The sequence below is a fragment of the Microbacterium sp. K24 genome, assembly GCF_004794465.1.
In the GTDB taxonomy this organism is placed as follows: domain Bacteria; phylum Actinomycetota; class Actinomycetes; order Actinomycetales; family Microbacteriaceae; genus Microbacterium.
Genome location: NZ_SSDJ01000123.1, coordinates 25,482 through 38,952 on the forward strand (window position 1 = coordinate 25,482; position 13,471 = coordinate 38,952).

Sequence of the window (13,471 nt, forward strand, 5' to 3'; positions counted from 1 at the left end):
ACGTCGCCTACAGCGCCGCCGTCACTCCGGGGAGCAGCTTCGTCAGGATGCCGCCGAGCTGCTCGCGCTCCGCGTCGCTGAGCGGGTCGAGCACCAGTTCGCGGATCTGGGCGACGTGCACGGGCGCGGCGGATCGCAGCAGCTCCCGTCCGGCGGGCGTGAGCGTGGCCGAGAGCGTCCGCTTGTCGCTGGAGCACGACGACCGCGCCACCCAGCCGCGCTCCTCGAGGGAGTCCAGGGCATGGCTGAGGCGCGATCTGCTGAGCCCCGCGATGTGGGCGAGCTCCGTCATCGTGACGGCGCCGTCGCCGCTCCCCGCCAGCGTGATGAGGATCGCGTAGTGGGCGTGGTTCAGGCCCGTCTCCGCCTTGAGCGCACGGTCGAGCACCTGGGGCAGGAGCTGCACGAAGCGGATGGTCGGCAACCACGTCGCCATCTCGGCGTCGTCGAGTCGCCGCTCGTCCATCACGCGGCGGACAGGTCGATGGTGTGCGCGGTGTGGTCGCGCTTCGCCTGCAGGTAGCGGGAGTTCGCGTCCGACAGGTGCACCTCGGTGCGCACGCGGTCCGTGACCCCGATGCCGAGGGCCTCGAGCTGCACGGCCTTGTCGGGGTTGTTGCTGAGCAGGCGGATGCTGTCGACGCCTTCCGCGGCGAGCATCTGCGCCGCGACCGTGTAGTCGCGCTCGTCCTCGCCGTGGCCGAGCGCGACGTTCGCCTCGTACGTGTCGAGCCCGGCATCCTGCAGCGCGTACGCATCGAGCTTGGCGTAGAGGCCGATGCCCCGGCCCTCCTGGCGGAGGTACAGCAGGAAACCGCCCTCGTCCGCGATCCGCTCGACCGCTTCGCGCAGCTGCGGGCCGCAGTCGCAGCGCTCGGAGCCGAACACGTCACCGGTCAGGCACTCGCTGTGCGGGCGCACCAGAGGCGCATCGCCCCCGGCATCCGCTCGTTCCATGGCGGCGCGCCAGTCGCCGAGTCCCAGCAGCAGGTGTTCGCGTCCGTCGATGAGCCCGTCGAACGTGACCACGTCGGCCGTCGTGGCGTAACCGTCGGCGAACCGCATCGGCACGCGCACGCGGGTCCGCTCGGTCGCGACCGGAACGACGGTTGAAGTTTCAATCATGCGAGGTGCAACGCCTCGGCGGGCGCGCTATTCCCGACGTCGTCGGGTCAGCTTCAGCTCGCTGGCGAGGATGCCGAGCACGACGAGGGCTCCGCCGACGAGCGCGGTGGCCGGCAGACGCTCGCCGGCGATGCGTCCGATCACCCCGGCCCACACGGGTTCTCCGGCGTAGATGATCGTGGCGCGGGTGGGTGACACCGACTTCTGCGCCCAGTTCATCGTGAGCTGGATCAGGCAGCTGGCGGCCCCGAGTCCCACGGCGCAGCCGACCCAGATCCAGGAGAACTCCGGGAAGCCCTCGCCGACGACGGGCATGGTCAGCAGGCCGAGGACGCCGGCGGTGAGCAGCTGCACCACGGTGATGCGTCCGAGATCGATCTTCCCGGCGAACAGGCTGATCAGGATGATCTCCGCCGCGATCGGCAGGGTGCTGATCATCGTCACGATCTCCCCGGTTCCGAGAGTCAGGGCGAACGCGTCCGGCCCGGCGATGAGCAGCAGCCCGACGAAGGCGAGACCTGCGCCGACGAACGCCATGGCGGGGGGACGCGTGCGGAACACCGCCCACTGCGCGAACGGGACGAGCGGCACGTACATCGCGGTGATGAACGCCGAGGTGCTGCTGTCGATCGTCTGCAGGCCCAGCGTCTGGAGGCCGTATCCGAGGTAGATCATCACGCCGATCGCGACCCCGGCCCCGACATCCCGCCAGCGGATGCCGCGCAGCACGCGCCGGAAGATCACCACGCTGATGAGGCCGGCGATGAGGAACCGGACCCCGACGAAGAACCACGGGCCGGAGTGCTGCATGGCCCAGTGCACGAGCAGGAACGTGCTGCCCCACACCGCGGTGATCGCGATGAGGGCGGCTTCCTGCGGGCGGAAGCGCATCCAGTGGAGTCGAGAGGGCATCGCGGCCCTTTCTCGACGTTGCCGGATCGAGCCTATCCGCCTCGAGCGGCCGACGAATCGTGACGCGGGAAGACGGGCGCGGGCGGATGCCGTGCACGACTCGGTAGCCTCGGAGGATGAGCAGCTTGGTGAGCGTGACCGCGGTGAAAGACCTTCTCGACCAGGGCGCACCGGTCCGGTTGATCGACGTGCGGTGGCGGCTCGACCGCCCCGAGGCCGGACACGACGACTACCTCACCGGCCACATCCCCGGCGCGGTGTTCGCGTCGCTCGACACCGAGCTCTCCACGCACGGCGAGCCCTCCGAGGGGCGGCACCCGCTCCCGTCGACGGCGACGCTCCAGGCGGCCGCACGCCGCTGGGGTGTCCGCACCGGAGACATCGTGGTCGCCTACGACGACGCCAAGAGCACGGCCGCCGCCCGCGCCTGGTGGCTGCTCCGTCAGGCCGGAGTCGACGTGCGGGTGCTCGACGGCGGTCTGCGCGCCTGGAAGTCCGTCGGTCTCGACATCTCGACCGACGACGTGGTCCCCGAGGCGGGCGACGTCGTGCTCGAGGAGATCGGACGCGACGCCCTCTCCATCGACGAAGCGGCGGCGTTCCCGGCATCCGGCGTCCTGCTCGACGTGCGGGCGCCCGAGCGCTACCGCGGCGAGACCGAGCCGCTCGACCCCGCGGCCGGGCACATCCCCGGTGCCCGCAACCTTCCGACGATGCTGCACCTCGACGCGGACGGGCGACTGCTCGATGCGGAGACCGTGCGTGCGAACTTCGCCGCCGTGGGCGTGACGCCGGGTGCATCGGTCGCCGCCTATTGCGGATCGGGAGTCACCGCGGCGCACACGGCGCTGATCCTCAGCGAGGTCGGCATCGACGCGAAGGTGTTCCCGGGCTCCTGGAGCCAGTGGTCGAACACGCCGGGACGCCCGGTCGCGACGGGAGATCAGCCCGGCTGATCGCCTGCGGCTTCTCGGGGACCGTATCCCCACAGCAGCTCGACGGCGCCCGGTCCGAACGCCCGATGCACCAGGTGCACCGATCCGCCGCCGTTGGGCGACACCGGGGTGACCGTGACACCCGCCGGTGTCGACACGCGCTCCTCGCACCAGTCCGGCAGGGCATCCGGATGGAACCGCACCCAGACCAGCAGCTCCCGGCACTGCCGAGCGACGCCATGACCGGTCTCCCGCGTGGGCGGGTAGTCGGGAGGATAGGCGACCGACCACTCGACCATGGCCGTGTCGGGAGCGGTCAGCGGCGCATCCAGCTCGAACAGCACGCCGTGCACCTCCTCGCTGACGTGCGAGTACCGGTGGGAGATCCGGCCTCCGGACACCGCCTCGAAGATCGGGGCCGGGGTGCGCAGTCCCGGCGTCAGCTCCAGGAACGGCGTCGACGTCATCGTGCCGGACGTCGCCTGCAGGACGCTGCGGGTGATGCAGTACGACACGTTCCCGTGAGCGTCGACATCCGTCACGGAATGAGTGGTCACCTCGCGCGACGTGTCGGGATACGCGGCGCCGAGCGCGGCATACGCATCCTTGACCGCCTGCTCGATGTCCTCCTGGTCGATCGGGAACTGGGCCGGTCCGAGCGGGCCGGTGCGCTTCGTGGACGGCAGCTGGCGGCTGAGGTCGCCTTCGGCCAGACCGAGCAGCTCCTCGATATCGGCCAATGCCGCCAGCGACTGCACGCCCTCGGGACGACGTGCGCCCGAGCGCCAGTAGCTGAGCGTGGCTATCGACACGCGGTTCCCGCGGCGCTTGAGCTGCTGCTGGAGCCAGGACAGCGTGACGTCCTTCGCGTTGATCGCATCGCGAAGAGCACCGGCGAACGCGTCCGAGGAGGATCCCCGATCGTCATATTCGAAACTCATCACACGCCCCCTCCGGTATGTGAAAGTGAAAACCCTAGAGTGAGCATACGACCGCACACACACACCTCAGGGGACCGGGTGGGCGAGTGGGGTCGCTCGGCTGTGTCGTCGAAGGGCAGGGTGCCCGACCTTGCGCACGACCAGTCCGACGCAGTGAAGCCCCCTTGCTGCGTTCGTCGTGAAGCCCGGTGATCGATCTGGGGAGATCCACCGGGCTTCACGAACACCCTCCCGTACCCTCCGACGCGACGGCTCCGCGCCCCCGCGTAGACTGGGCGGAACACCCCGGAGGACCCTGGATCTTCATGTCTGCCCCTGCCCGCGCATTCACCGTGCGACACGTGCAACTGCTGCGCGCGCTCTTCGCGGCCATCGCCGCAGCGATGATCACGTTCTCCTCCGACCACTCAGCTCCGGTCGGGCTCTCGGTGTTCAGCGGATTCGTCTTCGTCACCGCCCTCGTCCAGGTGCTCGCGGCCTGGCTGGTGCTGCCGGAGGGCTCGCGCTGGTCGTCCGTCCTCCTGGCCGCGCTCGGCGTCGTCGCCGGCATGACGAGCGGCATCCCGGCCTGGCGATCGGATGACCTGTTCTTCGTGGTCGTCTCGGTCTGGGCCATTCTCAGCGGCGGCATCGAACTCCTCGCCGGCTTCCGCGCCCGCCGCAGTGCCGACCCGCTTGCGCGTGATGCGATCACCGTGGGAGCCCTCGGCATCCTCCTGGGAATCGCGCTGCTGCTGATCCCGGCGGGCTTCATCCAGGAGTACACGATCGACAAGGCCGGCACGTTCCTGCTCTCCGGCATCATCCTCGGTGTGGGCATGTTCGGCGGCTACGCCGCCATCGTCGCGGTCTTCCTCGGCATCGCCGGCCTCACGCCGAAGTCGAAGGATGCCGCCGGCGCCCGGCCCGTGGCCGACGCGGTCGACGACGATACGGCATCCGGTGCCGACACGAGCGCCACGGCGGCCGAGCGCGGAGGAGACCGATGAGCGACGAGAAGCCCACCCGCCGGGACATCCTGCGGCCCCTGCATCTGCTCGGGATCGCCCTGGCCTGCGGTGTCTTCGCCATGGTCGTCACCCTGGTGTCGACCGGCGCCTTCACCGCACGAGTGAATGCGGCGATCGCGAACGGCAACTACGACGGCCTCACGCCGGTGGCGCTCGGTCTCGTCGTCGGCGGTGGCGCGTTCATCGTGACACTGCTGATCCTCGCGATGTTGATCCTCGCCGTCGACCCGGCCGACGTCACCAAGACGATCGACCGTCCCGTGCTGTACGACGCCGAATCCGGCGACGACCCCGAGCCCGAGAAGCCCGGGCGCTCGGCCTCGTCCTGACGGGTCGCCGGCGAATCCGGAATAGTCGCGACATCGATCGGCTTGTGCCTGAAGTGACTGCCTCCGTCGACCGCGCCTCCATCGGACTGCGCTCGGCACGCGGACCCATCCTCGGCGCGCTCATGCTCGCCACCGGGCTCATCGCCATCGACGCCACGATCCTCGCCACGGCCGTGCCCAGCATCGTCCGCGATCTCGGCAGCTACCAGCAGTTCCCGTGGCTGTTCTCGGTGTACCTGCTCGCGCAGGCCGTCAGCGTGCCGATCTACTCGCGATTCGCCGACACCGTCGGGCGGAAGCCGATCATCCTCCTGGGCATCGCGCTGTTCCTGCTCGGCTCCATCCTGTGCGGGTTCGCGTGGAGCATGCCGGCGCTGATCGTGTTCCGCATCATCCAGGGTCTCGGAGCCGGTGCGGTCGCCCCGATGTCGATGACGATCGTCGGCGACATCTACACGGTCGCCGAGCGCGCCAAGGTGCAGGGCTACGTCGCGAGCGTCTGGGCGGTCTCGTCGGTCGTGGGCCCGGCCCTCGGCGGTGTCTTCGCGCAGCTCGAAGCGTGGCGGTGGATCTTCTGGGTGAACATCCCGCTCTGCCTGATCGCCGGATGGATGCTGCTGCGCAAGTACCACGAGAAGAAGCAGACGCAGCGCCACCGGATCGACTACGCGGGTGCCGTGCTGCTCACCGTCGGATTGACCGGGATCATCCTCGGCATGCTCGAGGGAGGCAACGCCTGGGCGTGGATCTCCGTGCAGAGCGCGCTGTGCTTCGGCATCGGCATCCTCGCGCTGGCGGCGTTCGTGCTCGTCGAGCGGCGCACGCCGGAGCCGATCGTCGACCTTCGTCTCGCGCGGAGGCGGCTCATCCTCACGACGACCATCGTCTCCCTCGGCGTGGGCGCCCTGATGATCGGGGTGACGAGTTTCGCGCCGGCCTACCTCGAAGGGTCGATCGGCATCGCCCCGCTGCTCTCCGGACTCGCCGTCGCGGCGCTGACCCTCGGCTGGCCTCTCTCGGCGGCGAACGCCGGCCGGCTCTACCTGCGGATCGGCTTCCGACGCACCACCCTGATCGGGATGGGCATCGCGACGATCGCGGCCGTCGCGCTCGCCGCCGTGTCGCCGTGGCCGAACCCGTTCGTCGTCGCCGGGGTCGCCTTCCTCTTCGGGTTCGGTCTCGGGTGGAGCGCCGCCCCGACGCTCATCGCCGCGCAGGCCTCGGTCGGCTGGGGCGAGCGGGGCGCGGTGACCGGCATGAACGCCTTCGCCCGTTCGGCGGGCAGTGCTGTCGGCGTCGCGGTCTTCGGCGCGATCTCGAACTCCGTGATCGCGCAGGGACGCGGCCCCGGAGACCCGGACACGATCATCTCGGCATCCGTCTGGGTGTTCGTCGCCGTGGCCGTCACCGCGGTGCTGACGCTCATCGCCGCCGCCTTCATGCCGAAGGACTCGGTGCCCGAGCGCTCCGGCGAGGTCGACGACTAGCGCGCGAGGCGTTCCGCGATGCCCGTATAGGTCGCCGGGGTCAGCGCGAGCAGACGCTGCTTCGCGGCATCCCCGATCTCGAGTCCCTCGACGAAGGCGGCGAGGTCCGCACCGCCGACGCGGTGACCGCGGGTGAGCTCCTTGAGCAGGGCGTAAGGGTCGCTGATCGTCGAGCGGCCGGCGACGACCTCCGCCCGGATGACGGTCTGGATCGCCTCGGCGAGGACCTCCCAGTTCACGTCGAGGTCGGCGAGCAGCACGTCGCGCGACAGCGAGATCGCGTTGAGGCCCCGGCGCAGGTTGTCGAGGGCGAGCTGCGAGTGCCCGAAGGCCACGCCGATGTTGCGCTGCGTGGTCGAGTCGGTCAGGTCGCGCTGCAGACGGCTGGTGACGAGGGTCTGGCCGAGCGACGCGAACAGGGCACCCGAGATCTCGAGGTTCGCCTCGGCGTTCTCGAAGCGGATCGGGTTGATCTTGTGCGGCATCGTCGACGAGCCGGTCGCCCCGGCGACCGGGATCTGCGCGAAGTAGCCGAGCGAGATGTAGGTCCAGATGTCGGTGGCGAGGTTGTGCAGGATGCCGCCGGCATGACGCACCCGGTCGTACAGCTCGACCTGCCAGTCGTGGGACTCGATCTGCGTGGTGAGCACGTTGAAGCCGAGTCCGAGGCCCTCGATGTACTCGCGGGCGATGGTCGGCCAATCGGCATCCGGGTCGGCGGCGAGGTGCGCCGACCATGTACCGGTCGCTCCGGAGAACTTGGCGAGGTAGTCGGATGCCGCGATCTGCGCACGCACGCGCTCGAGACGCCACGCGAACACGGCGATCTCCTTGCCCATGGTCGAGGGCGTCGCAGGCTGACCGTGCGTGCGGGAGAGCATCGGGGCGTCGGCGTGCTCGACGGCGAGCTCGCGGAGCTTCGCGATCACCGTGTCGAGAGCCGGCAGCCAGACCTGCTCGACCGCGCGCTTCACCGTGAGCGCGTAGGAAGCGGAGTTGATGTCCTCGCTCGTGCAGGCGAAGTGGGTGAGCTCGGCGATCGAGTCGAGACCGAGCGTCGAGAGGCGGTCGCGCACCAGGTACTCGATGGCCTTGACGTCGTGCTGCGTGACGGCTTCCTTCTCGGCCAGCCAGTCGATCTCCGCCTGTCCGAACTCGCGGTACAGCGCACGCAGACGCTCCTTGTCGGCATCCGACAGCGGCGTCGTCTCGAAGAGGGAGCGGTCGGTGAGGGCGATCAGCCACTCCACCTCGACCTCGACCCGCGCGCGATTCAGGCCGGCTTCGGAGAGGAAGTCGGCGAGTCCGGTCACGGCGCCGCGGTAACGGCCGTCGAGGGGGCTCAGGGGCTGCGGCGGGAGTGAAGGCTGGAAAGTCAGGGGAGTCCTCCTGATGAGGCCCCGGAAGTCCGGGGCGTGCGGGGGAGACGAAGAGCGGGTTCGAGCTGGCGGAACAGGCCCCGCGTCGCCGCCTCAATCATACCGAGCACCGAATCGAACATTTCGGCGCCGGCGTAGTACGGGTCGGGCACATCGTGGGTCGAGGCGTTCGGGTCGAAGGCGAGCAGGAGCGTGACCTTGCCCTCTTCGTCCTCGTCGCGTGCCCATTCGCGGAGGATGCGCTCGTGGGTGCGGTCGAGCGCCACCACGAGGTCGTTCTCCGCGAACGACGCCGCGGTGAACTGCTTGGCGCGATGCTGTGAGCCGTCGTATCCGCGCCGGTCGAGGGCATCGAGAGTGCGATGGTCGGCGCGCTCGCCGAGGTGCCAGTCGCCGGTTCCGGCGCTCCGCGAGATGATGCGCGACCCGAGGCCCTGACGCTCGGCGAGGTCTCGGAAGACGACCTCTGCCATGGGAGAGCGGCAGATGTTCCCCGTGCAGACGAAGATCACGCGGAAGGCCACCGGGGATGTCACCCGTCTATTCTGCCGGTCGGCGGCTGTCCTGCACAGCGGGCCCGGTGCACCGGCTCTCCACCGTCGGCAGGTTTCCGGCCCGGGCCGGGTGGGCGCGTCACGGATGCTGGCTTCATGCACTCCCTGATGAACATCGAGACCGGCGCCGTCGATGACGCCTGGGCGCGGCTGGCCGCCCTCCGAGACCTCCGCGCGGCCATGAGCGCCCTGGACGACGCTTGCGCGCTGCTGGTCGGCCTCATCGACGATTCGCGCTGGCGCTCCGACGGTGTCCGCGCGCTCCACGAACTCCTCGAGGAGATGCTGCGCCTCGCGAGCGGGCATGCGGCCACCGTGCGCGGAAAGGTGTGGGCACTCGAGGGGGTGAATGCGGGATGAGCGGCGAGCTCGAGATCGATCACGGTGGCGCGATCGCCGTCGACACCGAACAGATACGCGCCTTCGGTGCCAGGATCGCCACGCTCGCGACGCCGTTCGAAGAGGCTCGCGCGGCGATCCGGCGGGCGCTGGATGTGATCGTCTGCACCCTCTCGCTCGCCGATGAGGTCGGGACAGGTGTGCTGCAGACATCGGCCGCGAAGATCGACGGGATGCGGATCGATGCCGAAGACGCGGGCGTCAAGACCCTGCTGATGGCCGACGCCTTCGAGGTGGTCGAACTCCGTGCTGAGGCGGAGGCGCTCTCGTCCACCGGCGCGGCGGGCGCACCCGAACTGCTCGCACGCGTCGATCGGATGCTGGCCGCCGACCCGCGTCTCGAGCCGATGGTGGACGAGCTGATGGCGCAGTGGAGGGCGGAGCGCTTCGAGGGCCTGGCGACGCAGTGGAACTGGAATGGCCGGTTGCCGCCGATATTCCTGCTCGGTGCCCTGGCCGGGATCGCGTCGCGCGTCGGGGTGGTGCAACCGGGAACCAGGCTGACGGGTACTTCCGAGGCCATCGTCCTCGAGGCGGTTCGGTCGACGACGCCCGCGACCGGTCCGACGACTCTCCGTGGATCGATGAAACGGATGCCGGCAGACCCGAGCGCGCAGGTCGCGGTCGAGAAGCTCACGTTCGCGGACGGTTCCACGAAGTTCATGGTCTATCTCAAGGGGACGCAGACCTTCGCGCCGCAGGACATGGGCGGCCCCGAACCCTGGGACATGAAGTCCAACATCGAGCTCTACTCCGGCGAGAGGTCGGCGTCCTATCAAGCGGTGCTCGACGCACTGGCGGCGGCCGGTGCTGATTCCGGCGACGCGATCGGCGTGGTCGCGCACTCGCAGTCGGGCATGATCGCGGCGCACCTGGCCGTGGAGAGCGCATTCGACGTCGAGTTCGTCGCGACCGCCGGGAGCCCGAAGATGCCGATGCTGGGAGACGACACGCTCCTCGTGCAGCTGGCACACACCGATGACGTGGTCTGGAGCCTGTCGGGCGGGGGATCACCGGCGAGCAGCGGTTCGCCGAACAGCTTCGTCGCGACCCGCGTGGGCGATCCGGATCCGAGGCTCGCAGACATGGCGCTCGCACCGCATCGGTGGGAGCCGTATCTCGAGACGGCGTCGATGGTCGATGAGTCCGACGATCCCCGCGCCGCCGCGCTCGGTGCCTATCTCGGGACGCTCGGCGAGGCGGTCGCGGTTGAGCGCACGGAGTACCACGCGGAGCGGAAGGACCGCTTCCGGTAACGGCTGAGAGCAGTGGTGTATTGCAGGTGTATCATCGGTGTATGGCGCGCACGAACATCGACATCGACGAGGATCTGGTCCGTGAGGTCATGCGTCGACACGACCTGCGCACCAAGAAGGACGCGGTCGACCTCGCACTTCGACGCCTCGTCGGCGTGCCCCTGACGAAGGAGTTCCTGCTCGGTCTCCGCGGCACGGGGTGGAGCGGTGACCTCGACGCGATCCGGGACGACGCACCTTCGTCGTGGGGCGCGGAGTGATCCTCGTCGACTCCTCTGTCTGGATCTCCTACCTGCGCGACGACGGTACACCGGTCGTCGACACGCTGGATGCGCTCCTGTCTGCGGGAGCGGAGGTGGCGACGACGGAACCCATCCTCATGGAACTGCTCGCCGGAGCTCGGAAGGCGCAGGAGCTCGCCCGGGTGGAAGCTCTGGCGAACGGCCTTCCGACGGTCCCCGTCGAACCCGTCACCGACTTCCGGAACGCGGCAGCGCTCTACCGCGCCTCAGCGATGAACGGGCACCCGATCCGGAGCATGACGGACTGCCTCATCGCCGCCATCGCGCTTCGCCGCGACGTGCCGCTGCTGCAGCGCGACCGGGACTTCACCTACCTGGCCGAGATCAGCCCGCTGCGGTTGCACCCGCTCGAGGAGTGAGCCGGCGTCGACCCGGTCAGTCGCGGCGGCGCTGCTTCTTGCTCTGCGGGCGCAGGATGAAGCCGAAGATGCCGTTGATCACCGAGATGATCAGCGCGGCCAGCACGCCCCACCAGAAGTCGCCGACGGTCAGGCCCCAGCCGAAGCCGCTCGTGATCCACGCGGTGAGCCAGAGCAGGAACCCGTTGATGATGAGCCCGATGAGACCGAGCGTGAGGATGTACAGCGGGAACGCGACGATCTTGACGACCGTGCCGATGATCGTGTTCACGAGCGCGAAGATCGCGGCGACCGCGAGCAGCGTCAGCACCAGCTGGAGGGTCTCGCCGGGCGGGAAGGCGGTGATCACGACCTGCAGGGCAGGGATCAGCGTGACGACCCAGAGGGCGAAGGCGTTGACGACGACGCGGATGATGAAGCGCATAGTGCGTCCAGTGTCGCACGATCCTCAAGAGGTGTCAGGAGATAGCCATCACTACCGCTGGCGGTGAGCACGCAGGAGCTCGGCGATCTCGTCGAGCTCTGCCTTGTTCTGAGCGGTGCGCAGCACGAGTTCGAACGCGGTGTCGAGCTCCATGTCGACCACGACGCCGTTCATCTCCAGGAAGGTCATCGTCAGAATCCAGGAGAATCTCTTGTTCCCGTCGAAGAGCGGGTGGTTCTGGCTCAATGACGACAGCAGAGCAGCTGCCTTCACCTCCAGATCCGGATAGGCCTCGACGCCGAACATCGAGCTCGACGGTCGCGCCAGCGCGGACGAGAGCAGTCCGATGTCGCGGATGTGAAAACCGAGATCCTCGAGCACGCCGACGGCGTGCGGGAGCTCGATGTATCGGGTCACGCGTCCTCGAGCTTCTTGAGGAGCTCGGCGTAACGGGTCGCCACTCCGCGCGCTATCGTGACCGCTTCCTCAGTGGTCACTTCTTCGCGGAGGAAGCGGTCGGCCGCTTCGATGAGCAGGGCATGCTTCGACGTGTGTCGTCGAGACGCCAACTCGCCGAGCTGAGCATCGAGTTCTTCCGGGAGTCGCACCGTCATCGCCATACCAGAATGGTACCACTCGCGTCGGCCGTCACGCTCGTAGACTCAACTCGTGACCGAGCCCATCCTGCCCCGCATCCGTCCCGCCATCGCCGCGCTCGCGCCGTACCGTCAGGGAAAGCAAGCAGGACCCGATGCGTTCAAGCTGTCGAGCAACGAGAACCCGTTCGACCCGCTGCCCTCGGTGGCCGAGGCGCTCCAGCACACCACCCCGATCAACCGCTACCCCGACGCGACAGCCGGCCGTCTGCGCGCGCGACTCGGCGAGCGCTATGGCGTCGACGCGGACCAGGTGCACGTCGCCGCGGGCAGCGTGTCGATCCTGCACCAGCTGATCCTCGCGACGGCATCCGTGGGCGACGAGGTCGTCTACGCCTGGCGCTCGTTCGAGGCCTACCCGAGCCTTCCGCTCGTCGCGGGAGCCACCGGAGTGCAGGTCGCGCTCACCGCGGACTCGCGGCACGACCTCGAGGCGATGGCGGATGCCGTCACCGAGCGCACCCGCGCGATCATCCTCTGCACGCCCAACAACCCGACCGGTCCGATCATCACGAGCGACGAGTTCGCGACCTTCGTCACACGGGTCCCCGGCGACGTCCTGATCATCCTCGATGAGGCATACGCCGAGTTCGTGACGGCGCCGGACGCCGTGGACGGTCTCACCGGACGCCTCCACGAGAAGCATCCGAACGTCGTGGTGCTGCGCACCTTCTCGAAGGCGTACGGACTCGCGGGGCTCCGGATCGGGTATGCGATCGGCAACGTCGCCGTCCTGAATGCGGCCCGCGCCACCGGCATCCCGCTCTCGGTCACATCGGCCGCCGAGAACGCCGCGATCGCGAGCCTCGACGCCGAGCCGGAACTGCTCGAACGGGTCGCGGTCATCGTCGAGCGACGCACCCGCCTCGTGGAGGGTCTCCGCGCGCAGGGGTGGGACGTACCGGATTCCCAGGCGAACTTCGTCTGGCTGCCGACGGGGGAGCGGACCGACGAGATCGCCGCGGCCTTCGGCGAGAACGACCTCGTCGTGAGGGCGTTCCCCGGCGACGGCATCCGCATCTCGGTCGGCGAGGAGGGCTCGATCGCCCGCGTGCTCGAGGTCGCAGCGGCGGTCCGCTGAGCCTCCGCTCGATCCCTCTGAGCCCGGATTCCTCCGGATTCCCGGCAGATACAAGGGCCTCCTAGGTATGCGTGACCGGGCATGCCGGCCCGGGTAGCGTGTGAACGTGACCTCGCCAGAGACTGAACTCGTCCGCGTCCTCGATCAGGACGGCCGCTACGCTCCGAGTCCCGCTGCCGAGCAGTATCTGCCGTTGATCGAGGCGGTCAGCGATGCGGAACTCGAGCAGTTCTACCGCGACATGTCGATCATCCGCGCCATCGACACCCAGGCGACGAACCTGCAGCGTCAGGGTCAGCTCGCGCTGTGGCCGCCGAGCCGG

Annotated in this window: 18 protein-coding genes and 1 pseudogene; 10 read left to right on the forward strand and 9 right to left on the reverse strand. The window is 69.0% G+C overall.

Annotated elements, in window-relative coordinates; genetic code table 11:
- Positions 1-7: 7 nt before the first annotated feature.
- The 3 genes from DW306_RS12110 to DW306_RS12120 are packed head-to-tail and all read right to left on the reverse strand — an operon-like array spanning position 8 to position 2,037.
- Complete coding sequence (locus tag DW306_RS12110) at positions 8-466, reverse strand: MarR family transcriptional regulator (protein WP_136055846.1); 459 nt, start codon at positions 464-466, stop codon at positions 8-10.
- Complete coding sequence (gene ribA, locus DW306_RS12115) at positions 466-1,125, reverse strand: GTP cyclohydrolase II (protein ID WP_136055847.1); 660 nt, start codon at positions 1,123-1,125, stop codon at positions 466-468. Before ribA ends, DW306_RS12110 begins: the two co-directional genes overlap by 1 nt.
- A 27-nt stretch (positions 1,126-1,152) precedes the next feature.
- Complete coding sequence (locus DW306_RS12120) at positions 1,153-2,037, reverse strand: DMT family transporter (RefSeq protein ID WP_240747174.1); 885 nt, start codon at positions 2,035-2,037, stop codon at positions 1,153-1,155.
- 116 nt (positions 2,038-2,153) lie between these two features.
- On the opposite strand from DW306_RS12120, the gene DW306_RS12125 reads away from it, so the two are divergent.
- Entirely contained in the window at positions 2,154-2,993 is an 840-nt protein-coding gene (locus tag DW306_RS12125; protein WP_136055848.1) for a sulfurtransferase, read from the forward strand.
- Here DW306_RS12125 and DW306_RS12130 read toward each other — a convergent pair.
- The gene (locus DW306_RS12130; protein WP_136055849.1) at positions 2,981-3,913 is read right to left on the reverse strand and encodes a hypothetical protein; all 933 of its coding nucleotides are present in this window, start codon (positions 3,911-3,913) and stop codon (positions 2,981-2,983) included. The genes DW306_RS12125 and DW306_RS12130 overlap by 13 nt on opposite strands.
- A 305-nt stretch (positions 3,914-4,218) precedes the next feature.
- Between DW306_RS12130 and DW306_RS12135 the strand changes: the two genes are divergently transcribed.
- From DW306_RS12135 to DW306_RS12145, 3 genes are read left to right on the forward strand one after another with little or no spacing between them, the layout of a single operon-like run.
- On the forward strand, positions 4,219-4,902 hold the full coding sequence (locus DW306_RS12135) for an acyl-CoA synthetase (protein WP_136055850.1): 684 nt from the start codon (positions 4,219-4,221) through the stop codon (positions 4,900-4,902).
- Positions 4,899-5,252: a hypothetical protein gene (locus DW306_RS12140; RefSeq protein WP_136055851.1), complete on the forward strand. Its 354-nt coding sequence runs from the start codon at positions 4,899-4,901 to the stop codon at positions 5,250-5,252. The genes DW306_RS12135 and DW306_RS12140 overlap by 4 nt, the downstream gene beginning before the upstream one ends.
- A 53-nt stretch (positions 5,253-5,305) precedes the next feature.
- The gene (locus DW306_RS12145; RefSeq protein WP_205814164.1) at positions 5,306-6,739 is read left to right on the forward strand and encodes an MFS transporter; all 1,434 of its coding nucleotides are present in this window, start codon (positions 5,306-5,308) and stop codon (positions 6,737-6,739) included.
- Here the strand turns inward: DW306_RS12145 and purB are convergent.
- On the reverse strand, positions 6,736-8,118 hold the full coding sequence (purB, locus tag DW306_RS12150; RefSeq protein ID WP_136055852.1) for an adenylosuccinate lyase: 1,383 nt from the start codon (positions 8,116-8,118) through the stop codon (positions 6,736-6,738). The two genes, DW306_RS12145 and purB, sit on opposite strands and share 4 nt — an antisense overlap.
- Complete coding sequence (locus DW306_RS12155) at positions 8,115-8,654, reverse strand: low molecular weight protein-tyrosine-phosphatase (RefSeq protein WP_275092151.1); 540 nt, start codon at positions 8,652-8,654, stop codon at positions 8,115-8,117. Before DW306_RS12155 ends, purB begins: the two co-directional genes overlap by 4 nt.
- 114 nt (positions 8,655-8,768) lie before the next feature.
- Here DW306_RS12155 and DW306_RS12160 point away from each other — a divergent pair, with 114 nt between their 5' ends.
- The 4 genes from DW306_RS12160 to DW306_RS12175 are packed head-to-tail and all read left to right on the forward strand — an operon-like array spanning position 8,769 to position 10,988.
- A complete protein-coding gene (locus DW306_RS12160) occupies positions 8,769-9,032 on the forward strand; it encodes a hypothetical protein (RefSeq protein ID WP_136055853.1) in 264 nt (87 codons plus the stop codon).
- The gene (locus DW306_RS12165) at positions 9,029-10,327 is read left to right on the forward strand and encodes a hypothetical protein (RefSeq protein ID WP_136055854.1); all 1,299 of its coding nucleotides are present in this window, start codon (positions 9,029-9,031) and stop codon (positions 10,325-10,327) included. Before DW306_RS12160 ends, DW306_RS12165 begins: the two co-directional genes overlap by 4 nt.
- 41 nt (positions 10,328-10,368) lie before the next feature.
- The gene (locus DW306_RS12170; protein WP_136055855.1) at positions 10,369-10,587 is read left to right on the forward strand and encodes a type II toxin-antitoxin system VapB family antitoxin; all 219 of its coding nucleotides are present in this window, start codon (positions 10,369-10,371) and stop codon (positions 10,585-10,587) included.
- Complete coding sequence (locus DW306_RS12175; protein ID WP_168429312.1) at positions 10,584-10,988, forward strand: PIN domain nuclease; 405 nt, start codon at positions 10,584-10,586, stop codon at positions 10,986-10,988. The genes DW306_RS12170 and DW306_RS12175 overlap by 4 nt, the downstream gene beginning before the upstream one ends.
- 16 nt (positions 10,989-11,004) lie before the next feature.
- On the opposite strand, the gene DW306_RS12180 is transcribed toward DW306_RS12175, so the two are convergent.
- The 3 genes from DW306_RS12180 to DW306_RS12190 are packed head-to-tail and all read right to left on the reverse strand — an operon-like array spanning position 11,005 to position 12,032.
- Positions 11,005-11,412, reverse strand: a complete 408-nt coding sequence (locus DW306_RS12180) for a phage holin family protein (protein WP_136055857.1) — start codon at positions 11,410-11,412, stop codon at positions 11,005-11,007.
- A 51-nt stretch (positions 11,413-11,463) separates the two neighbouring features.
- On the reverse strand, positions 11,464-11,829 hold the full coding sequence (locus DW306_RS12185; protein WP_136055858.1) for a type II toxin-antitoxin system death-on-curing family toxin: 366 nt from the start codon (positions 11,827-11,829) through the stop codon (positions 11,464-11,466).
- Positions 11,826-12,032, reverse strand: a complete 207-nt coding sequence (locus DW306_RS12190) for a ribbon-helix-helix protein, CopG family (protein WP_136055859.1) — start codon at positions 12,030-12,032, stop codon at positions 11,826-11,828. The genes DW306_RS12185 and DW306_RS12190 overlap by 4 nt, the downstream gene beginning before the upstream one ends.
- A 49-nt stretch (positions 12,033-12,081) precedes the next feature.
- Between DW306_RS12190 and DW306_RS12195 the strand changes: the two genes are divergently transcribed.
- Both DW306_RS12195 and DW306_RS12200 read left to right on the forward strand, forming a co-directional pair.
- A complete protein-coding gene (locus DW306_RS12195) occupies positions 12,082-13,149 on the forward strand; it encodes a histidinol-phosphate transaminase (RefSeq protein ID WP_136055860.1) in 1,068 nt (355 codons plus the stop codon).
- Positions 13,150-13,255: 106 nt separating this feature from the next.
- A pseudogene (locus DW306_RS12200) lies at positions 13,256-13,471 on the forward strand (pyruvate dehydrogenase (acetyl-transferring) E1 component subunit alpha); the annotation flags it as partial.